General features: G+C 67.2%; 19 protein-coding genes and 2 tRNA genes. 19 read left to right on the top strand and 2 right to left on the bottom strand.

Annotated features, from left to right (window positions below):
* Nucleotides 1–3: 3 nt before the first annotated feature.
* From FIV34_RS08840 to FIV34_RS08790, 11 genes are all read left to right on the top strand, one after another.
* Entirely contained in the window at nucleotides 4–771 is a 768-nt protein-coding gene (locus tag FIV34_RS08840; RefSeq protein WP_139981682.1) for a heme ABC transporter permease, read from the top strand.
* Nucleotides 768–968, top strand: a complete 201-nt coding sequence (ccmD, locus tag FIV34_RS08835) for a heme exporter protein CcmD (protein WP_139981680.1) — start codon at nucleotides 768–770, stop codon at nucleotides 966–968. Before FIV34_RS08840 ends, ccmD begins: the two co-directional genes overlap by 4 nt.
* Nucleotides 952–1419: a cytochrome c maturation protein CcmE gene (ccmE, locus tag FIV34_RS08830; protein WP_139981678.1), complete on the top strand. Its 468-nt coding sequence runs from the start codon at nucleotides 952–954 to the stop codon at nucleotides 1417–1419. The genes ccmD and ccmE overlap by 17 nt, the downstream gene beginning before the upstream one ends.
* Nucleotides 1416–3377 (top strand): heme lyase CcmF/NrfE family subunit, encoded by a 1962-nt coding sequence (locus FIV34_RS08825; protein WP_139981676.1) that lies wholly within the window; start codon nucleotides 1416–1418, stop codon nucleotides 3375–3377. Before ccmE ends, FIV34_RS08825 begins: the two co-directional genes overlap by 4 nt.
* Complete coding sequence (locus tag FIV34_RS08820) at nucleotides 3374–3916, top strand: DsbE family thiol:disulfide interchange protein (protein WP_139981674.1); 543 nt, start codon at nucleotides 3374–3376, stop codon at nucleotides 3914–3916. The genes FIV34_RS08825 and FIV34_RS08820 overlap by 4 nt, the downstream gene beginning before the upstream one ends.
* Nucleotides 3916–4356 (top strand): cytochrome c-type biogenesis protein, encoded by a 441-nt coding sequence (locus FIV34_RS08815; protein ID WP_139981672.1) that lies wholly within the window; start codon nucleotides 3916–3918, stop codon nucleotides 4354–4356. Before FIV34_RS08820 ends, FIV34_RS08815 begins: the two co-directional genes overlap by 1 nt.
* Nucleotides 4353–5018 (top strand): tetratricopeptide repeat protein, encoded by a 666-nt coding sequence (locus FIV34_RS08810; RefSeq protein WP_139981670.1) that lies wholly within the window; start codon nucleotides 4353–4355, stop codon nucleotides 5016–5018. Before FIV34_RS08815 ends, FIV34_RS08810 begins: the two co-directional genes overlap by 4 nt.
* 27 nt (nucleotides 5019–5045) lie before the next feature.
* Nucleotides 5046–6152: a homoserine O-acetyltransferase MetX gene (metX, locus tag FIV34_RS08805; protein WP_139981668.1), complete on the top strand. Its 1107-nt coding sequence runs from the start codon at nucleotides 5046–5048 to the stop codon at nucleotides 6150–6152.
* Between the two features lie 93 nt (nucleotides 6153–6245).
* A complete protein-coding gene (locus FIV34_RS08800; protein WP_139981666.1) occupies nucleotides 6246–6824 on the top strand; it encodes a cysteine dioxygenase family protein in 579 nt (192 codons plus the stop codon).
* A 24-nt stretch (nucleotides 6825–6848) separates the two neighbouring features.
* A tRNA-Leu gene (locus tag FIV34_RS08795) sits at nucleotides 6849–6935 on the top strand.
* 182 nt (nucleotides 6936–7117) lie between these two features.
* The gene (locus FIV34_RS08790; protein ID WP_170207552.1) at nucleotides 7118–8401 is read left to right on the top strand and encodes a methyl-accepting chemotaxis protein; all 1284 of its coding nucleotides are present in this window, start codon (nucleotides 7118–7120) and stop codon (nucleotides 8399–8401) included.
* Nucleotides 8402–8702: 301 nt separating this feature from the next.
* Here the strand turns inward: FIV34_RS08790 and FIV34_RS08785 are convergent, their stop codons facing one another.
* Nucleotides 8703–9047, bottom strand: coding sequence for a hypothetical protein (locus FIV34_RS08785; RefSeq protein ID WP_139981662.1), 345 nt, complete (start codon nucleotides 9045–9047; stop codon nucleotides 8703–8705).
* 132 nt (nucleotides 9048–9179) lie between these two features.
* Entirely contained in the window at nucleotides 9180–11135 is a 1956-nt protein-coding gene (locus tag FIV34_RS08780) for a formylglycine-generating enzyme family protein (RefSeq protein ID WP_139981660.1), read from the bottom strand.
* Between the two features lie 106 nt (nucleotides 11136–11241).
* Between FIV34_RS08780 and rnd the strand changes: the two genes are divergently transcribed.
* From rnd to pgaC (FIV34_RS08740), 8 genes are all read left to right on the top strand, one after another.
* Entirely contained in the window at nucleotides 11242–12363 is a 1122-nt protein-coding gene (rnd, locus tag FIV34_RS08775; RefSeq protein ID WP_139981658.1) for a ribonuclease D, read from the top strand.
* Nucleotides 12364–12418: 55 nt separating this feature from the next.
* Nucleotides 12419–12494, top strand: a tRNA-Ala gene (locus tag FIV34_RS08770).
* A gap of 105 nt (nucleotides 12495–12599) precedes the next feature.
* Nucleotides 12600–13238 (top strand): MarC family protein, encoded by a 639-nt coding sequence (locus FIV34_RS08765; protein ID WP_139981656.1) that lies wholly within the window; start codon nucleotides 12600–12602, stop codon nucleotides 13236–13238.
* A 172-nt stretch (nucleotides 13239–13410) separates the two neighbouring features.
* Nucleotides 13411–14667, top strand: a complete 1257-nt coding sequence (gene pgaC / locus FIV34_RS08760) for a poly-beta-1,6-N-acetyl-D-glucosamine synthase (protein ID WP_139981654.1) — start codon at nucleotides 13411–13413, stop codon at nucleotides 14665–14667.
* A complete protein-coding gene (gene pgaD / locus FIV34_RS08755; protein WP_139981652.1) occupies nucleotides 14664–15161 on the top strand; it encodes a poly-beta-1,6-N-acetyl-D-glucosamine biosynthesis protein PgaD in 498 nt (165 codons plus the stop codon). The genes pgaC (FIV34_RS08760) and pgaD overlap by 4 nt, the downstream gene beginning before the upstream one ends.
* A 115-nt stretch (nucleotides 15162–15276) precedes the next feature.
* Nucleotides 15277–17346, top strand: coding sequence for a poly-beta-1,6 N-acetyl-D-glucosamine export porin PgaA (pgaA, locus tag FIV34_RS08750; RefSeq protein ID WP_139981649.1), 2070 nt, complete (start codon nucleotides 15277–15279; stop codon nucleotides 17344–17346).
* A complete protein-coding gene (gene pgaB, locus FIV34_RS08745) occupies nucleotides 17343–19226 on the top strand; it encodes a poly-beta-1,6-N-acetyl-D-glucosamine N-deacetylase PgaB (protein ID WP_139981647.1) in 1884 nt (627 codons plus the stop codon). Before pgaA ends, pgaB begins: the two co-directional genes overlap by 4 nt.
* Before the next feature lie 53 nt (nucleotides 19227–19279).
* The gene (gene pgaC / locus FIV34_RS08740; RefSeq protein WP_425462920.1) at nucleotides 19280–20473 is read left to right on the top strand and encodes a poly-beta-1,6-N-acetyl-D-glucosamine synthase; all 1194 of its coding nucleotides are present in this window, start codon (nucleotides 19280–19282) and stop codon (nucleotides 20471–20473) included.
* Nucleotides 20474–20486 lie beyond the last annotated feature (13 nt).

The following is a 20486-nucleotide window of genomic DNA, read 5'->3' as shown; positions in this document are numbered from 1 at the left end:
CGAATGGCTAACTGGGTTCCGCTCTGGCTGCACCGCCTGGGATCGCCGCCGACCTTTTACCGCTTCGCAGGGTCCGTGTACCCGTGGGCGCTGGGTCTTGCGATCCTCCTTGGCGGCGTCGCGCTGTATGGCGGCCTGTTCGTTGCTCCGGCGGATTACCAGCAGGGCGACGCGTACCGCATCATCTTCATCCACGTCCCCAGTGCCTGGATGAGCCTGTTCATCTATGGCGTGATGACCCTCGCGGCGTTCATCGGCCTGGTCTGGCGGATCAAGCTCGCCGAAACCGTCGCCATGGAATCCGCGCCCGTCGGCGCCGCCTTCACCGCAATCACCCTGGCCACGGGCTCCCTGTGGGGCAAGCCGATGTGGGGCACGTGGTGGACGTGGGACGCCCGCCTGACCTCCGAGCTGGTGCTGCTCTTCATCTACCTCGGCATCGTCGGCCTGTACCACGCGTTTGAAGATCGCCGGCAGGGTGCGCGCGCCGCGTGCTTCCTGGTCCTGGTTGGCGCGGTGAACGTGCCGATCGTGCATTTCTCCGTGAACTGGTGGAACACGCTGCACCAGGGCGCCACCATTCGCCTCCTCGGCCCCTCGCACATCGCTGCGAGCATGGTCTGGCCGCTGCTCACCATGATGGCGGCCACCAAGCTCTATTACATCGCCAGCCTGTTCGCCCGCGTGCGCGCCGACCTGATCGCCTCCGAAGGCGGCAAGGCCTGGGTGCGCGACCTGGCGCTTGGCCCGGCGGGGGGTGGCAAGGCATGATCGCCTCCCTCGCGATGGGTGGCTACGGCGCCTACGTCTGGACCGCTGTCGCGGTTTTTTTCATCGTCCTATTGATCGACACGCTGGCGCCGCTCGCCAGGCGCCGCCGCAACCTGCGCGATATCCGCGCACGCATCGCGCGCCAGGAGAACCGCCGCCGGCCGGGAACCCCAGCCAGCAATGAACCCAACGCGTAAACGCCGTCTCGCCATCGTCATCTCGGTTGTCGTCGCTGCCGCCATCGCGGTGGGCCTCACCGTGTTCGCCCTGCAGCGGAACATGAGCTACCTGTTCACGCCCAGCCAGGTGCAGGAAGGCCAGGCCACCCAGTACGAGACGTTCCGCCTTGGCGGCATGGTCAAGGCCGGTTCCATCCAGCGTGCCAGCGACAGCCTCAAGGTGAGCTTCATCGTCGTCGACGACGCCGGCGCCATGCCCGTGGAATACACTGGCATCCTCCCCGACCTGTTCCGCGACAACCAGTCGGTGATCGCGACGGGGCGGATGGCCGACGGCCGTTTCATCGCTGGCGAAGTGCTCGCCAAGCACGATGAAAACTACATGCCGAAGGAGCTGAAGGACGCCATGGCGAAGGCGCACCAGAAGCGCAATATCGACGATACCGCCATGAAGGACACGCCTAAGTGATCCCCGAGCTCGGCCAGTTCGCCCTGATCCTCGCACTGCTGCTCGCCGCCGTGCAGGGCGTGCTGCCGATGATCGGTGCGTGGCGCAACAACGGCGCGCTGATGGCCATCGCGCGCCCCGCGGCCGCCGGCCAGGCCGTATTCGTCTTCGCCGCCATGGGCATCCTCGTCCATGCCTTCCTGGTGTACGACTTCTCGGTGGCCTATGTCGCCGACAACTCGAACCTCGCCCTGCCCTGGTACTACCGGATCACCGCCGTGTGGGGCGCGCACGAAGGCTCGATGCTGCTGTGGGTGTTCATCCTCAACGTGTGGACGGTCGCCCTGGCCGCCCTGAGCCGGCACCTGCCGCAGCCCTTCGTGGCGCGCGTGCTCGGCGTGATGGGCCTGATCGGCGTGGGCTTCCTCGCCTTCATCGTGTTCACCTCCAATCCGTTCCTGCGCGAGCTGCCGATGCCGGCGGACGGCGGGGACCTCAACCCGGTGCTGCAGGATCCGGGCATGACCTTCCACCCACCGGTGCTCTACATGGGCTACGTGGGCTTCTCCGTGGCCTTCGCGTTCTCCATCGCTGCGCTGCTCGGCGGCGGCCTGGAGCAGGCCTGGGTGCGCTGGGCGCGGCCGTGGACGAACGTCTCCTGGGCCTTCCTCACCATGGGCATCGTCGCCGGTAGCTGGTGGGCGTACGCCGAGCTGGGTTGGGGCGGCTGGTGGTTCTGGGATCCGGTCGAGAACGCCTCCTTCATGCCGTGGCTGGTGGGCGTGGCGCTGATCCACGCGCAGGCGGTGACCGAAAAGCGCGGCTCGCTGCCGGCGTGGACGGTGCTGCTGTCGCTGTTCGCGTTTTCGCTGTCCCTGCTCGGTACGTTCCTGGTGCGCTCGGGCGTGCTGACCTCGGTGCACGCGTTCGCGTCGGATCCGCGCCGCGGCCTGTACATCCTTGGCTTCCTCATCGTCGTCATCGGCGGCTCGCTGCTGCTGTACGCCATCCGCGCACCCAAGGTGGCCACCGGCAAGCCGTTCGCCGCGCTGTCGCGCGAGACCGGCATCATGATCGCGAACCTGCTGTTCACCACCGCCGCCGCGATGGTGCTGCTGGGCACGCTGTTCCCGCTGATCGGCGATGCGCTGAACCTCGGCCGCGTGTCCGTCGGCCCGCCCTACTTCGGCTTCCTGTTCGTACTGCTGATGGCGCCGGCCGTGTTGCTGCTGCCGTTCGGCCCGTACCTGCGCTGGGGCCACGCCGAAGGCCGCCAGCTGACCGCGATGGCCTTGCGCGCCGGCATCGCCGCCATCGTCTGCGCCATTGCCGCGGCGTTCTTCGCCCAGGGCCACCTGCGCGCCATCGCCGGCGTGGCCGGGGCCGTGTGGATCGCGGCCGGCACGCTCTCCTACGTGGTGAAGCGCTGGCGCGAGATGCCGTTTGGCCGACGCTTCCCGGCCGAGATGGCCGGCATGCTGGTGGCGCATTTCGGCGTCGCCATTTTCCTGATCGGCGTGTTGCTTTCCGAATCGCTGAGCACCGAGCGCGATGTGCGCATGGTGCCCGGCCAGATGGAAACCGTCGGCAGCTACCAGTTCCGTTTCGACGGCGTGCGCGAGAGCACCGGCCCGAACTGGCGCGCGGATGAGGGCGTGGTCACCATCCTGCACAACGGCGAGCCGATGGCGACGATGCACCCGCAGAAGCGCACGTACTCGCGCGGCCAGGTGCAGACCGAATCCGCGATCGATCCCGGACTGTTCCGCGATATCTACGTCGCCCTGGGCGAACCCATGGATAGCGGCAACGTCGAAGGCGCGTGGGCGTTGCGCCTGTATCACAAGCCGTTCGTGCGCTGGATCTGGCTCGGTGGCCTGTTCATGATGCTCGGCGGTTTCCTCGCCGCCGCCGAGCGCCGCTTCCGCGCGAAGAAGGCAACGGCCTCCGCCGCGACGGCGACGGAACAGCTGGCATGAGCCGCTTCCTTCCGCTCATCGCGTTTGCCGCGCTCGTGGCCCTCTTCGGCTTCGGCATCTGGTGGAACACCGGACACGACCAGCACGAGATCGTTTCGCCGCTGATCAACCAGCCGGCGCCCGCCTTCGCCCTGCCCGTGCTTGGCGATGAGACGCGCAAGGTCGACAAGCAGTCCCTGCTCGGCAAGCCGTACATCCTCAACGTGTTCGGCAGCTGGTGCATCGAGTGCGTGCATGAGCACCCCACACTCTCCGGCGAAGTGAAGCAGCTTGGCCTGCCACTGGTGGGCTTCAACTACAAGGACGACCCCGCCGACGCCGCGGCGTGGCTGTCGGACCACGGCAACCCCTTCGACGTGGTGATCGCCGACCGCGATGGCCGCGCCGGGATCGACTTCGGCGTCTACGGCGCACCGGAAACCTTCCTGATCGATGGCAAGGGCGTCATCCGGTACAAGCACGTCGGGCCGATCACGCCCGAGGTGGTGGCGAAGGAAATCCGCCCGGCGCTGGCCGCGCTGGCGAAGGAAGGCGGCTGATGCGTCGCTGGCTTGCCCTCGCCCTGTTGTGTGCCTTGCCGCTGCTGGCCATTGCCCAGGCGATCCAGCCGCTGCCGTTCCGCGACCACGCGGAGGAAGTGCGCTTCCAGAAACTCAGCGCCGAACTGCGCTGCCCCATGTGCCAGAACGAAACCCTGGCCGATTCGAATGCACCCATCGCGCACGACCTGCGCCGCCAGGTGTTCGAGATGATGCAGGCCGGCAAGAGCGACGCCGAGATCAAGGCGTACCTCGTGGCCCGCTACTCGGAATTGGTGCTGTACAAGCCGCCGGTGGAACCGAAAACCTGGCTGCTCTGGTTCGGCCCGCTCGTGGTGCTGGCTATCGGCGGTGTCGTGGTGGCCGTGCAGGTGCGCCGCCGCGCACGCACGGCGCCGGCCGTGGCCGCACCCGCCAATGACACCGAGGATGATTGGTGAGTACTGCGTTTTACGTCACCGCCGCGGCGATGCTCGCCGTGGCCCTCGCCCTGCTGCTCGTGCCGCTGGTCCGCCATGGGCGCCAGCATGGCCGTTCCCGCGCGATGTTCGCCGTCGCCGCCGTACTGGCGGTCGTGCTGCCGCTGGGCAGTGTCGGCCTGTACACCCTGGTCGGCACGCCCTCCACACTGAATGGCGTGGCGCCGCCGCAGGAAATGACCGTGGCCCAGGCCGTGGACGCCCTGCAGGCGCGCCTGAAAGCGAATCCGGGTGACATTGAAGGCTGGCTGATGCTCGGCCAGACCTACACCATGGTCAAACAGCCCGCGGCGGCGCGCGACGCGTACGACGGCGCACTGAAGGCCGACGCGACCAACGTGCCGGCCATGGTCGGCTGGGCCGAGGCCGACTCCATGGCCCGCGACGACCACCGCATCGACGGCCGCGCGCTCACCCTGCTCCAGCAGGCCGTCGCGGCGCAACCGGACAGCCAGAAGGCCTTGTGGCTGCTCGGCATCGCCCAGTTCCAGCACGCGCAGTACACCGACGCCGCGGCGACCTGGCGCCACCTGCAACCGCTGCTGGACCCGGATTCGAACGTGGCCCACGCTGTCGCCCAGCAGATCGAGCTGGCTGACAAGCGCGCCGCCGGCACCCCGTAAGACGAACCGCGAACCGAGGAGCAGCGCATGGGCGACGCCCGCCATTTCCATGACCTGACCACGCCGTTTCGCATGAAGCGTGGCGGTGAGCTGCACGGCGCCCGGGTAGCGTATGAAACCTGGGGCACGCTGGACGCCGGGCGCGCCAACGCGATCCTCATCCTCACCGGCCTGTCGCCGAGCGCGCACGCCGCGTCCAATGCCGTGGATCCGACGCCGGGCTGGTGGGAAGACATGATCGGCCCGGGCCGCGCGTTCGATACGGATCGTTACTTCGTGATCTGCGTGAACTCGCTGGGCAGCGACAAGGGCTCGACCAGCCCGGCATCGGTCGACCCGGCCACGGGCGAGCCGTACCGCCTCACCTTTCCCGAGCTGTCGCTGGAAGACGTCGCCAACGCCGCGTATGAGGCGGTGCGCGACGGGCTCGGCATCGCGCAGCTGGCATGCCTCGTCGGCTGCTCCATGGGCGGCATGAGCGCGCTGGCGTACATGGTGTTGCACCCGGGCTCTGCCCGCACGCACATCAGCGTCGATACCGCGCCGCAGGCGCAGCCCTTCGCCATCGCCATTCGCTCGCTGCAACGCGAGGCCATCCGGCTGGACCCGAACTGGCGCGAAGGCCATTACGGCGGCGATGTATGGCCGGACCACGGCATGAGCATCGCGCGCAAGCTCGGCGTCATTACCTATCGCTCGGCCATGGAATGGAACGGCCGCTTCGCCCGCATTCGCCTGGATGCGGACGAGCGCGACGGCAACCAGCCCTTCGGCTTCGAGTTCCAGGTGGAGTCCTACCTCGAGGGCCACGCTCGCCGGTTCAACCGCCAGTTTGACCCGAATGCGTACCTGTACCTGTCGCGTGCCAGCGACTGGTTCGATGTGTCCGAGTATGGCGAGGGCAGCATCCAGCGTGGCCTGTCGCGCATCGCGGTAGAACGTGCGCTGGTCATTGGCGTCAGCACCGACATCCTGTTCCCGCTGGAGCAGCAGGAGACGATCGCCAAGGGCCTGGAAGCCGCCGGGGCAGACGTGGAGTTCGTCGCGCTGGATTCCCCCCAGGGCCACGACGCCTTCCTGGTCGACATCGAGAACTACAGCCGCGCCATCGGTGGCTTCCTGCGGTCGCTTTGACGCACCGTACGGCCTTACACGGCCGGCACCGCCGCGCCCTGCTATGATCGTCCGCAGCGTTCCGTCCCCACGTCCCTGCAAGAGGTTCCAGCCATGATCACGGTCGATTTCCCGGGTAGCCGCACGCTCATCGACGCCATCGACAGCGCGGTAAGCCAGGCGACCACCCCGGCGATCACGGATTCGCTGCGCAAATCGCTGTGCAAGCTGATCCGCTCCCAGGCGGTCACCCTTCCCGCCTGCGTGTTCGAGACCGCCGGCGACCACTACGCCCGCCGTGAGCTCTACCGCAGCGACGAACACGGCTACAGCGTGGTGGCGATGACCTGGGGCCCGGGCCAGGGCACCCTGATCCACGACCACAGCGGCATGTGGTGCGTCGAAGGTGTCTGGAATGGCGCGCTGGAAATCGTCCAGTACGAGCTGCTCGAGCACGACGCCACCCGCTACCACTTCCGTCCCGTCGGCACGATCGACGCCGGCCCGGGTTCGGCCGGCAGCCTGATCCCGCCGCACGAGTACCACACCATCCGCAACCCGAGCGACGACTCGCTGGCCGTCAGCCTGCACATCTACTCCGGCCGCATGACCCAGTGCGCCGTGTTCGACCCGCAGGGCGACGACTGGTACCAGCGCACCGAGCGCCAGCTAGGCCTCGACCGGATGCATTGATTCCCGCATAATCGCCAGCCCCATGCCGAAATGGCGGAACCGGTAGACGCGGCGGACTCAAAATCCGTTTGTAGAGATACAGTGTGGGTTCGAGTCCCACTTTCGGCACCAAGGTTTTTAGAGGCCTCCCATCGCGGAGGCCTTTTTTATGCTTTCCGCCCGAATAGTTACGATATTCACCGGATTCGTTATTTTTGCCTAAAGTGTGCATGGGCATCGCCGATATGTGATGTACATCACATTCTTGGCGGGGTGGAACGATGATTGGTCGGTGGATGCGACAGCAGCAGGCGATGCGCGGAAAGCTCGCGGCGCTGGACAAGGTGCAGGCCATCATCGAGTTCGCCCCGGACGGCACGGTGGTCCACGCCAATGCCCTGTTCCTCCAGACCATGGGTTACCGGCTGCAGGACATCGTCGGGCGGCATCACCGCCAGTTCGTCGATCCGGTCGAAGCCGGTTCCCCGGCCTACACGGCCTTCTGGGATGGCCTGCGCGACGGCAAGGCGGACTCGGGGCTCTACCGTCGCCTGCACAGGAACGGCGGCGATGTGTGGCTGCAGTCCTCGTACAACCCGATCTTCGACGCGTTCGGCCGGGTGTCGGGCGTGGTGAAGTACGCCACGGACGTCACCGAACGGCGCATCGCCGAGGCTGACATGGACGGCCGCCTGCGTGCGATCGACCGCGCCCAGGCCACCATCGCGTTCGCCCTCGACGGGACGATCCTCGAGGCGAACGACAACTTCCTCGCGGCCATGGGCTACACGCTGGACGAGATCGCTGGCCGCCACCACCGGATGTTCGTCGACCCGATCGAGGCTGCGTCCGACAGCTACGCGCAGTTCTGGGCGGGGCTGCGCGAAGGCCGCCACGACAGCGGGCTCTATCGGCGCTTCGGCAAGGGTGGCCGCATCGTCTGGATCCAGGCGACGTACAACCCCATCCTCGATGCCCAGGGCAACCCGGTGCGCGTCATCAAGTACGCCACCGACATCACCGCGCAGACCGTGGCGGCGCAGACCCTACAGCGCGAGGTGGTCTCGCTGTCTGGCGCGGTGCTCGATAACGCCCTCAAGGCGGGTCGCGCCGAAGAGCTTGCCGACGGCGCGCGCGTCGCCGCGCAACGGGGCGGCGGTGTCGTCGCCGACGTGGTCCGCACCATGGGGGCCATCCAGGAAAGCACGCGCTCGGTCGAAGACATCCTCGAACTGATCGACACCATCGCCTTCCAGACCAACCTGCTCTCGCTCAACGCCGCCATCGAAGCCGCGCATGCGGGCGAGAGCGGCAAGGGCTTCGCTGTCGTCGCCGACGAGGTACGCCAGCTGGCGATGCGCAGCGGCACCGCCTCGAAACAGATCCACGCCCTGATCGGCGACGCCCGCGACCGCGTGGACGAAGGCGCCGAACTCGTCGGCACCGCAGGCCTGGTCATGGAAGAAATCCTCGGCGCGGTGAGCCAGGTGACCGACGTCACCACGGCCATCGGCGAAAGCGCGAAGCTCCAGTCCACCGGCATCGACCGGGTGAATGCCGCTGTGAGCGAGCTGGAGAGCGTCTACGGGCAGCTTTAGACCATCGATGGCAGCGGGCCCAAGACGATCGCCCTACAAGGCTTGGGCATTAGGCTGACAAGATTTCGCGGCTAACCGGAAACGTGAACAGCCACGTCGGCCCGTAACATGGCCGGATGGCTAATTTCATGATGATTGATGGGCTTCCCGCCACCGTCTGGTTCGACGCGGATATCGCTATGTTCGCGGGCGAACTCCTGGTTCCGCATGGCAGCGCAGACTTTTATGCCCCAGACACGGAGACGCTTCGCCTCGAGGGTGCGATTTCCCTAAGGGTACTCCGCGAGACCCAGGCGCCGTTTTAGCGGGCAATCGCCGGGGCCGGATACTCGGTGGTCGTCTCGAACTCGGCGTACGGCTGCGAGGCCTCATGCAGGGCGCTCAGCGGCATGCGCTCGGCGACGCCCATGAGGCGGGCGCGGAGCGCGGCCACTTCGCGGACTTTCTCGGAAGCGGCGTAGGAATACTCATTGGTCATCTCAAAGGCGGCGACCACGTTGCCGCCTTCGCTGCGCATGATCCACGGTCGTCGCGCGGTGATCAGGCCGGCCCGCTGCATGGCCTCGTAGACTTCCAGGAGGATGGCGATCACCAGGTCGGTGCGACCTGGGAACGGACGGTAGCCTACGATGATCGATGTGGCCACGGTGGCTCGCCTTTATCGCGCCTAGGGAACGTGACAAGCATCTCCATGAGAATCGTTTTCGTCAAGCGATCGTGCCTGTCGATTCGGCAGCACCTGAGCGGGGCCCGGCCCTTTTCGCGTGTACGGCCGCCCTTACAGCTCGCGGGCGACGCGGAAGCCCACGCGAGCGCTGCGCACGTCGGCCGAGGCACCCTGGCGATACGCCGAGCGGACCATGTCAGGCGCGCTGCCCCAGGAGCCGCCGCGGACCACGCGCCGGCTGCATCCCGGGTTGACCCACGCCTCCGCGGTACGCGGCGCGCGGATGTAATTGTCGTGCCAGCAGTCCGCGACCCATTCCGACACATTGCCGCCCATGTCGTAGAGCCCGTACGGATTCGGGCTGAAGCTCATGACCGGCGCGGGGCCCCAGTAACCGTCCTTGTAGGCGTTGAAGGCGTTGCTCCAGCGGCGGCCGGAGCCTGAGCGGTCGTTGCCACCGGTAAGGTTTTCGACGTGCGACGAGGGCACGCCGTCGCCCCACCAGAACCGGGTGGTGGTGCCGCCGCGCAGGGCGTATTCGAACTCGGCCTCGCTGGGCAACCGGTAGACCTTCCCCGTGCGCTGCGAGAGCCAGTCCGCGTAGGCCTTCGCGTCGTTCCAGGAAATATTGATGACCGGGAGGCGATCCTGCCCGGGCTTGCCGGCGTAGTCGTCCTGCCACGTGGCCGACGGATCATCACGCAGGCCGCCGCTCTGCTCGTCGTAGACGCTGCCACCGCCGAGCGTCTGGGACTGCGGCACGTAACCGGTGGCCCGGACGAAATCACGGAACTGGCCGATGGTGATCGCACTGCGCGCCATCGCGTAGCCCTTGGCCATTTCAACCTCATGCGCCGGCGCTTCATCCGTATCGTGTCCGGTTTCGCCATCGGGCGAACCCATCATGAACTTGCCGGTAGGCACCACGACCATCGGCGGCGCCTGCCCCGTGGAATCCACGAAGCGATCGGAGAACAGCTGGCCGGGCTTGTAGCTGGCGTAGAGCTTGGCGTTGGTCACGCGCTCGTTGAAGTCGTCGATGCCGGCCAGGTCCGGGCTGGTCTGCTGTGCCTTCGCGGCGAGCTGCTGGGCCAGTTCAACGTTGCCGCCATCCAGTGCCGAGCGCGCCTGCGCGAGCATGGCCGCGCCACTCTGCCGGCGCATGCCTTCAATGCGTCCCCGCGTGTCCTGCAGGGCCTGCGAGCCTGGCTCGATGGCCGCGGCCTCGGCCAGTGCCGTGTCGGCGGCCGCGAAATCGCTCTGCGCGACGGCGGCCAGTGCCTGGTCGAGCACCACGTGCTGCACCTGGCCGACGCCCTGGATGGCGACGGCATTCTGCGGATCCAGCTGGAGCACCTGGCGATAGGTATCCAGCGCGCTGTCGCCGCGCGGCTGGCTGGCCCTGCCCGCCTGGAGCTGGGTGGCGGCGGTGGTGAGGAGCGGGCGTACCTTGTCCAGCACGGCGAGTTGCTGCTGCAACGGCTGTACGTCCTTCGCACTGTTCGGCAACGCCTTCAGCGCGCTGAGCGAATCGCGCGCGGCATCGGCGTCACCGAGGGCGATGTCCTGCTCGATCTCGGCCACGAGGCGCGCCCGGATTTCATCCATGCCTGACAGGGCGCGCTGGCTATCCGCTTTTTCCTTCAACGCCGCGGCGTACAGCGCAGCGGCACTGTCCTTGCCGCCGACCAGGCGATCCGCGGCCAGCGCCTTGTCGCCGCGATCGAGCAAGGCGGTGAATTCCGGCGAGTCCGGCGTGGCCTGCGGCGGCAGCTGCACCTCGGTGTTTTTCTCGCGGCGGCGCGCGGCGATCACCGCGGCCGGTGCAAGCACCAGTGGCGGCCCAGCGTCGACTTCGGACGCCACGGCCTGAGCGGCCCCCGTGGGGCGCTGGTCGAAACCCATGGTGGTGGGCTGGCTGCGGGTCGGCGTGCGTGTCGCCGTCTGGCCCGGCTCGACGTGCAGCAACTGCGGAAAGAAGTGATAGAACAACGCGAAACCCAGCACGGCCACACCCATCGCGCCGCCAATGGCGCGCTGTCGGCGGACGGTCTCGGTGTTGGGCATGGTGGGCGGTTCCGCGTGAGCCTGCTATCGTGCGGTGCCACCTTAGGGAATCGTGCGCTGCAGGGCAACACGCGCGCGCGGCCCCGTTTATCTACAAGGATGCTCCATGTCATCGAGCGAACTCGCGCCCGCCGCCCCGTGGATCGACCATCGGGACGACCTGGCCGCCTGGCTGGCGCCGATCGGCCCAACGGCGGTGGTCGGCCTCGACACCGAGTTCATGCGCCGCAACACCTTCTATCCGCAGCTCGCGCTCCTGCAGCTGGCACATGAAGGCCGTTACGCGCTGATCGATCCGCTGGGCGATACGCTGGGCGATACGTTACAGCCGGTGTTCGCGGCGCAGCCCGTCGTCACCGTGATGCACAGCGCCGGCGAAGACCTCGAAGCGATGGCGCCGTTCCTGCCTGACGGCCCGCACACGTTGTTTGATACGCAGATCGCGGCGGCGTTCGTCGGCATGGGCCTCGGCATCAGTTACCGCGCCCTGGTGGCCGACCTCGTTGGTGCCGAACTGGACAAGGGCGAAACGCGCAGCGACTGGCTGCAGCGTCCGCTCACCGAATCGCAGAAGCTCTACGCCACGCTGGACGTGGTGCACCTTCACCCGGTCCACGCCATCCTTACCGAGCGCCTCGCCGAACGCGGGCGCGAGGCATGGCATGCCGAGGACTGCGCACGCATGAAGCGCCGTGCCAGCCAGCGTGAGGGCGACCCGCAGCCGCAGCGTGGCTTCAAGCCCGCGGCAGACTGGCCGCGCGAGCGCCAGGCCCTGCTCCGCCGCATCCTGCGCTGGCGCGAAACCACGGCCCGCACGCTGGACAAGCCGCGTTCGTGGTTGCTGGAAGATGCCCACGCGCTCGACCTGGCCGGCAGCCTTCCCAAGGATCTCGCCGCACTCGAAGCCCTCGCCCGCGGCACGCGCGCCCTGCGCGCCGCCCAGCGCGAGGAGCTGTTCGAGGTGGTCCGCCGCCCGGTCGAAGCGTCCGAGGTGGAAGCCACGGCCTCGGTGCTTGGCCACCCCGCCGGCGAAGCCAAGCGCGTGATCAACGAAATGCGCAGCGCCATCGACACCCTGGCCACCCACCTCGACCTCCCGCCCGGCCTGCTCTGCTCGCGCCGGAGCATGGAGGAATACGTGATGGGTGGCGGCGAATGGCCCGAAGCCCTCGAAGGCTGGCGCCGCGAAGTCCTCTTCGACCGCCTCTCGGCCCTGCTGCCGGGGTAATCCGGCCGGGGGCTTGGCGGTCCCGAATGCCCCTGCTAAGATTTATCCCTCGTGTGGGGCCATAGCTCAGCTGGGAGAGCGCGTCGTTCGCAATGACGAGGTCGGGAGTTCGATCCTCCCTGGCTCCACCATTAAATACCTCAAAGAACCCCTGTTAGCTGGCGCTTTCGGGGGTTTTTCTTTTGGGCTACGCTCGACCCCGGCCCTGATGGCCTGCCCGACCGAGGCTTGACCCCGTGTCCTTCGACCTGCCCTTCGCCATCAAGGTGTTCACGGCGATGTTCGCGATCATGAACCCGATCGCGAATGTGCCCATGTTCCTCTCGCTTACCGACGGCATCAGCGACCGCGACCGCCGCCACGTGGCGTGGGTCGTGCTCATCGCCGTCACCATCGGCTGCATTGTCTCCGCGGCGGGCGGTTCCGCGATCCTCGCGGTCTTCGGCGTCACGGTGAACGACTTCCGCATCGCCGGCGGCATCATGGTGCTGCTCATCGCCCTGTCGATGCTGCATGGCACGCCCAGCAGCCAGCACAACCCGACGCTCTCCGAAGCCGAAGCCCTCGCGGCTGCCGAGGACGTGGCGATTTATCCGCTGGCCATCCCGCTGCTGCTCGGCCCCGGCGCCATCGCCACGCTGATCGTGCTCGGCCAGACCGCACGCAACAACAGCACCGAGATGTCCCTCGCCATCGGCCTCGGCGCCTTTCTCGTCATCCTCGCGATCTCCCTGCTCGGCGCGCCGTTCGTCGCGCGCTACCTGTCGGCCAAGGCCGTTGGCATCGCACGCCGCCTGATGGGCATGATCCTCGCCGCGATCGCCGTGCAGATGATCGTCTCGGGCCTGCGCAACGCCTTCCCCAGCCTGGGATGATCGCCCGAAGCTGAACAAAATCGGCGACTCGTGCACAGAATTTCGGCAGAAAAGCCCTGAAAGTGCCGGATACGCGCAAATCGCGAGCCCTATGGTGAGCGGTCTGCACTGATTCCGCACCGCAAAGGCTTTTTGCCATGACGAACGGCAGGCTCGGCATGGAGAGTCAAGGATGACGTCGGATGCATCGGTGATGCATTCGCTGCTCCAGTACGCGTTTTACTATCCGTGGGTGATGTCGCTGCTCTGGATGAGCGGCGGGCTGATCTATTACCTGCGCGTGGAGCGGCGCATGGGCGATCGCGAATCGCCGCCGCCGCTTAATGACTATCCGTTGGTCAGCCTGGTTGTCCCGTGCTTCAACGAGGGCGAGAACGTGCGCGAGACCATTGCGCACCTCGCCGCGCAGCGTTGGCCGGACTTCGAAATCATCGCCGTGAACGACGGCTCCAGCGACAACACCGGTGAGGTGCTCGATGCCCTCATGCGGGAGGAGCCGCGCCTGCGCGTGATGCACATGGCGTCCAATCATGGCAAGGCCATGGCGTTGCGCGCCGCCGCGCTCGCCGCCCACGGCGAGTACCTCGTGTGTGTCGATGGCGATGCGCTACTCGATGATTACGCCACGCACTGGATGGTGGCGCGCCTGGCGCGCAACGTGCGCGTGGGCGCGGTCACCGGTAACCCGCGCATCCGCAACCGGTCCACGCTGCTGGGCAAGCTGCAGGTGGGCGAGTTCTCGTCGATCATTGGCCTGATCAAGCGCGCGCAAAGTGTCTACGGCCGCATTTTCACGGTATCGGGCGTCATTGCCGCCTTCCGGAAGAGCGCCCTGCACGACGTGGGCTACTGGAACACCGACATGGTCACCGAAGACATCGACGTGAGCTGGCGCCTGCAGATGCGTCACTGGGAAGTGCAGTACGAACCCAACGCGCTGTGCTGGATCCTGATGCCCGAAACCCTGCGCGGCCTGTGGAAGCAGCGCCTGCGCTGGGCCCAGGGTGGCTCCGAAGTGGTGTTGCGTTACTTCGGCGCGCTGCTGCACTGGCGACAGCGCCGCATGTGGCCGCTGGCCATCGAATACCTGCTGAGCGTGGCGTGGTCCTACGTCATGGGCGTCATCGTCGTGCTGTGGGCGTTGGGTAAGGTGACGGTCGTGCCGCCGCCGTTCCACGTCGCATCGCTCGTGCCGCAATGGCACGGCGTGGTGCTCGGCGTCACCTGTCTCGCGCAGTTCATGCTCAGCCTGCTGGTGGATCGACGCTACGAAGCGAAGATCGGCCGCCACTACTACTGGATGATCTGGTACCCGCTGGCGTACTGGATGCTCAACACCGTGACCTCCATCGTCGCCCTGCCCCGCGCGGTGTTCCGCCGCCAGGGAAGCCGGGCAACGTGGACCAGCCCGGACCGGGGAGTGCAATGAAAGCCGATACCGTTCTTATCGACCGTCCCGACAAGCAATCCATGCCGCGGCGCATCCTGTATGCCGTGCTCACCGTGGTGGCCTGGCTGCTGTGGGGTTTCCTGTGGCTGCCGCTGCTGCACGTGCTGGCGGACCGGCTCGACCTGCCGCCTGCCTGGGAACGCTTCCTGCCCGAGACAGTGTTGGGTAGTGCGCGCGAGCTGGCCGACATCATGTGGCTGGCGCCTGTCAGCCTCCTGGTGTTCCTGGCCTGGTCGCTTTACGACGGCCGCCTTCGCAGGTTATCGCGACAGCGCCGGCGCAAGGCGCGCCCGGTGCCCCTGCCCGAAGCCGCCGAGTCGCTCGGCACGACGGTGGAGGACGCTGTGCTCGTCCAGGAAAGCCGGCGAGCCGTGCTCGAGGTGGACGACGAAGACCACATCACGGTGCCCGAAGCGGATGCCGCCGAGGACAACGTCCTCGAATTCGCTGAACGAAAGCAGGGTAACGGCTGAGCAAGGTCATGGGCCTTGGCACCTGCCTTGCATCTAAACTCCCCGCCCCTCCCACAATTCATAACGTTGCCGGAAATGGTTATCACGGCGACGGAAATAAGGTCACAACGGCAGCATGCGAATTCTCAAGACGACACCTCCGCGCAGCGCGCGCGTGCCACGGGGGAGACTGTGCCTTGCGTTAGCCCTTGCCTTGCAGGCCCACGGCGCCCTGGCGGCCACGTCAACGGACAGCCGCGACGCGCTGATGGCCCAGGTGCGCGATGAGCGCGCGCAGGGACACCGGGTAGACGCGCTGCGTCACGTCCAGGCCCTGCTCGACCGCTGGCCGGACGATCGCGAAGCCCGCGAGATGAACGTCGCTTTGTTGACGGAGCTGGGGGCGACCACTCGCGCCAGTGAACTGGCGCCAGGCCTGCAGCCGCCACCCAGCGCGCTGGACCGCGCCCGCCTCGAGGCCGACCACGCCGCCCATGAGATCCGCTGGGCCAACGGCGAGCCAGCCAACCCGCGCACGCCCTACGCCGAGGCCGACCAGGCCGTGGCCGACACGCGCCGGCTGGCGGACGATCCCTCGCTGCCGGCGGACCTGCGCCGCCGTGAAACCTTCGACCTGCTGGTGGCGCTGGACCAGGCCGGCCGCCCGGATGAAGCGATCCAGCGCTATGACGCCCTGAAGAAAGACGGCGTGGACCCGCCGGCTTACGCCGAGCGTGCCGTCGCCGACGCCCTGCTCGTGCGCCGCCGCCCGGCCGAATCGGCCGCCCTCTACGAAGACAGCATTCGCAAGGATCCCGGCCCTTACGCGAGCACCGACGTGGAGCCGCGCATCGGGCTGATGTACGCGTACGCCGAGTCCGGCCAGATCGACAAGGCCTTTACGACGATCGACGAACTGGCCGCGAAGGAGCAGCCGTGGGTGCGCGTGCCGGGGATTCGCCTGCCCATCCAGAACCCGCGCAAGGTCGATGCCGACCTGAACGCCGCGGTGCTTCGCCGCTCCGTGGGTATGCCGCAGCCAGCGTATGAGCAGATCAACGCGATGAGTCGCGAGGCGCCGACCGACGCGCAGATCCGTCGCGAACTCGGCAATGCCGAAATGGCCCGCGGCTGGCCACGCCGCGCATTGGACGATTTCCATATCGCCTCCACCCTCAACGAGCGCGACATCGACGCGCTGCTCGGCGAAGCGGAAGCGTACCGCGCGCTCTACGACTACGAAGACGTCGACGACGTGCTCGCCATCGCCCAGACCAAGGGCGATCGCAACGACCGGGTCGACCGTGCCGAGCGCGCCTGGGAACGCGAGAAAGGCTGGCAGTTCGACATCAGCACCGAGCAGGGCAAGGGCTCGAGCCCGGATTACGGCGACCGTGACGGCACCACCCAGGCCACCGTGGCGAGTCCGCTCATCGACGATCACTGGCGCGTGCTGGCGCTGGGCCGCTATTCCACGGCCGACCTGCCCGAGGGCGATGTCCGCCGCACCCGCGCCGGCGTCGGCGTCCGCGGCTACCTGCAGGGCTTCACAGCCTACGTGCAGGCCCTGCCGTCGGCCGACCGTTACGTGGGCAAGACCGCGCTGGAAACCGGCTTCGACTGGTCACTGACCGACCACTGGGCCGTCGCGGCCGACTTCAGCACCGCGGGCGAAGACACGCCGCTGCGCGCGCAGTACTACGGTATCTCGGCGAAGACGCTGGACACCGCGGTGACCTACCGCGCCAGCGAACTCACGCAGGCACGCCTGGGCCTCTCGCGCGATCACTTCAGCGACGGCAACGAGCGCACCAGCTGGCTTGCCTCGGTGACCCAGCGCCTGCACACCGCACCTAACCTCGCGCTCGATGGCGGCATCGAAGTCGGTGGATCGATGAACACCGACACCGACCGGCCGTACTTCAACCCGCGCCGCGACAACAGCTACGCCCTCACCGGCCGGCTGGAAAACCTGCTGGGCCAGTACTACGAACGCAATGTCACCCAGCGCTTCGACGTGGCCGTGGGCCAGTACGCCGAGCAGGGCTATGCCACCGGCTGGATCGCCACCGTGCGCTATGGCCAGACGCTGCAGGCCCGTGACGGCCTGCGCTTTGGCTGGTCGATCGGCTGGCACAACCAACCCTACGACGGACGCCGCGAACATCGCTTCGTCCTCGACCTGACGATGCATTGGGGAGAATGAAGTCCATGCGCCCGCTGTTGTTGATCCTCGCCCTGCTTGGGCTGGCGCTCCCCGCCTTCGCGCAGACGGCTGCGCCTGCGCGGCCAAACCTCATCGTGCTCGCGTACCACGATGTTCGCGATGATGTCGGCCTGGATGCCGACCGTGATCCGGACGCCACGAGCACCGACCATCTCGTCTCGCATTTCGACTGGCTCAAGGCCAACGGCTATAACGTCGTCACCTTCGACCAGGTGAAGGAAGCCTCCCAGGGCGGCCGTCCGCTGCCGAAGGACGCCGTGCTGCTGACCTTCGACGACGGCCTGGAAAGCTTCTACACCCGCGTCTACCCGCTGCTGCGCGCGTATCACTATCCCGCGCTGGCCGCGGTCGTGGGTTCGTGGATGGACCTGCCCGAAGGCAAGCGCATGCCGTACAACGGCAGCGACTGCGACCGCTCGTGCTTCCTCACCTGGGACCAGGTGGCGGAGATGCAGAAGTCCGGCCTGGTCGAGTTCGCCTCGCATTCGTGGGCGCTGCACCAGGGCACCAACGGCAACCCGCAGGGCAACCAGATGCCGGCGGCGGCGTACCTGCAGTTCGACGCGTCGAAGCACGGTTACGAAACGGAAGCCGAATACGCTGCGCGCGTCCGCGACGATCTGTCGAAGAGCGCGGACGAAATCGCCGCGCACACCGGCGTGCGTCCGCGCGCCATCGCGTGGCCCTACGGCGCCTTCACCCGCGTCGGCCAGGACGTCGCGGCCGGCCTGGGCATGTCGATCTCCTTCAGCCTGGGCGATGCCATTCCCTCCCTTGGCTCGGGCGGCACCATCCCGCGCCTGCTGGTCAGCGGCAACATCACCGCCAATCGCCTGGGCTGGCTCATGCGCCACCAGGCGCGCGTCGATGCCGTGCGTGCGATCCAGGTCGACCTGGATTACATCTACGACCCGGACCCGGCCCAGCAGGATCGCAACCTCTCCAAACTGCTCGACCGGATCAAGCGGCTGCATCCGAGCCAGGTCTGGCTACAGGCGTACGCCGACCCGGACGGTGATGGCGTCGCGGATGCGGTGTACTTCCCGAACCGCCACCTGCCGATGCGCGCCGACCTGTTCTCGCGCGTGTCGTGGCAGCTGCGTACGCGTGCCGGCGTGCGCGTTTACGCATGGATGCCGGTGCTGGCGTTTCGCTTTCCGGACGGCAAGAACCTGCCCTCGCTGGCCGGCGAGCCCAAGCCGGGCAGCGACCATTTCCGCCTCGCGCCCTACGATCCGGCGGTGCGCCAGATGATCGGCGACGTCTACGAAGACCTCGCCATGCACACCGACGAAGCCGGCGTGCTGTTCTCGGATGACGCCTACCTGCGCGATACCGACCAGCTCGGCCCGTGGGCGACGAACACGCCCGCGCAGAACACCAGCGCGCTCATCGCGTTCACCCAGGAACTGGCCGGGCGGATGAAGAAGTGGCACCCGCAGCTGCTTACCGCACGCAACCTGCTCGCCCGCCCGGTGCTCCAGCCCAAAGCCGAGGCATGGACGGCGCAGAGCCTGCCGGCCTTCCTCGCCGCTTACGACATGACGGCGATCATGGCCATGCCGCAGCTCGACCAGCAGTCCGACCGCCTCGGCTGGTACCGCAAGCTGGTCGCGAAGGTGCTGGAGGAACCCAGGGGCGCTGATCGCACCCTGTTCGAATTCGCCACGTACAACTGGCGCACGAAGGAGCGCATCGACGTGGGCGACCTCAACGATCGTATCCGCGCCGTCCAGGCCGCGGGCGCGCGCCACGTCGGCTACTACCCCGACGATTTCCTGCACGATCAACCCGACATGGAATCCGTGCGCCCGACCATCTCGGCGTCCGATTACCCCTACCGTGAGCCTGCCCGATGAATGGCGGAGTGCTGCATTTCCTTCTGGAATTCGCGTTCTTCTATCCGCTGGCGATGTCGCTGGTGTGGATGAGCGGCGGGGTCATCTACTACCTGCGCTGGGAGCGCAACGAGCCGCTGCGCGTCAAACCGCCCGCGCTCGCCGAGTACCCGATGGTGACGCTAATCGTGCCCTGCCATAACGAGGGCGAGCAGGTGCGCGAGACCATCGCCCATCTGGCGTCCCAGCAGTGGCCGAACTTCGAGATCATCGCGATCAACGACGGCTCCACGGACGACACCGGTGCCCAGCTGGACCAGCTGCTGGACCAGTACCCGAAGCTGCGCGTCATCCACATGGCGTCCAACCAGGGCAAGGCCATGGGCCTGCGTGCCGCGGCGCTGGCCTCGAAGGCGGACTTCCTCGTCTGCGTCGATGGCGACGCCCTGCTGGATGATTACGCCACGCACTGGATGATCGCGCACATGCTCGACAGCCCGCGCGTCGCCGCGGTCACCGGCAACCCGCGCATCCGCAACCGCTCCACCCTCCTGGGCAAGCTCCAGGTGGGCGAGTTCTCGTCGATCATCGGCTTGATCAAGCGCGCACAGCGTGTGTACGGCCGCATCTTCACGGTGTCCGGCGTCATCGCGGCCTTCCGCAAGAGCGCCCTGCACGATATCGGTTACTGGAACACCGATATGGTCACCGAAGACATCGATGTCAGCTGGCGCCTGCAGATGCGCCACTGGGAAATCCGCTACGAGCCCAATGCGCTGTGCTGGATCCTGATGCCGGAAACGGTGCGCGGCCTGTGGAAGCAGCGCCTGCGCTGGGCCCAGGGCGGCTCCGAAGTGCTGCTGCGTTACACCGGCAGGCTGATGAAGTGGCGGCAGCGGCGCATGTGGCCGGTGGCGTTCGAATACTTCACCAGCTTGCTGTGGTCGTACACGATGGGGACGATCGTCGTGCTCTGGGCCGCCGGCCATTTCGTGGAGCTGCCGCGCTCGCTGTACATCGACACCCTGCTGCCGCAATGGCATGGCGTGGTGCTGGGCATCATCTGCCTGGCGCAGTTCGGCATCAGCCTGCTGGTGGATCGCCGCTACGAGACGCGTATCGGCCGCAACTATTACTGGATGATCTGGTACCCGCTGGTGTACTGGGTGCTCAACACGGCCACTTCCATCGTGGCGTTGCCCAAGGCGATCATGAAGCGCAAGGGCACGCGTGCGGTGTGGGTGAGCCCGGACCGGGGGCTGCGATGAAAGCGGAAGCGAT

Origin of the sequence: Luteibacter pinisoli, from assembly GCF_006385595.1 — a bacterium.
GTDB lineage: Bacteria > Pseudomonadota > Gammaproteobacteria > Xanthomonadales > Rhodanobacteraceae > Luteibacter > Luteibacter pinisoli.
The sequence above is the reverse complement of the archived record's forward strand: the minus strand, read 5'-3'. Positions and strand labels throughout refer to the sequence as shown.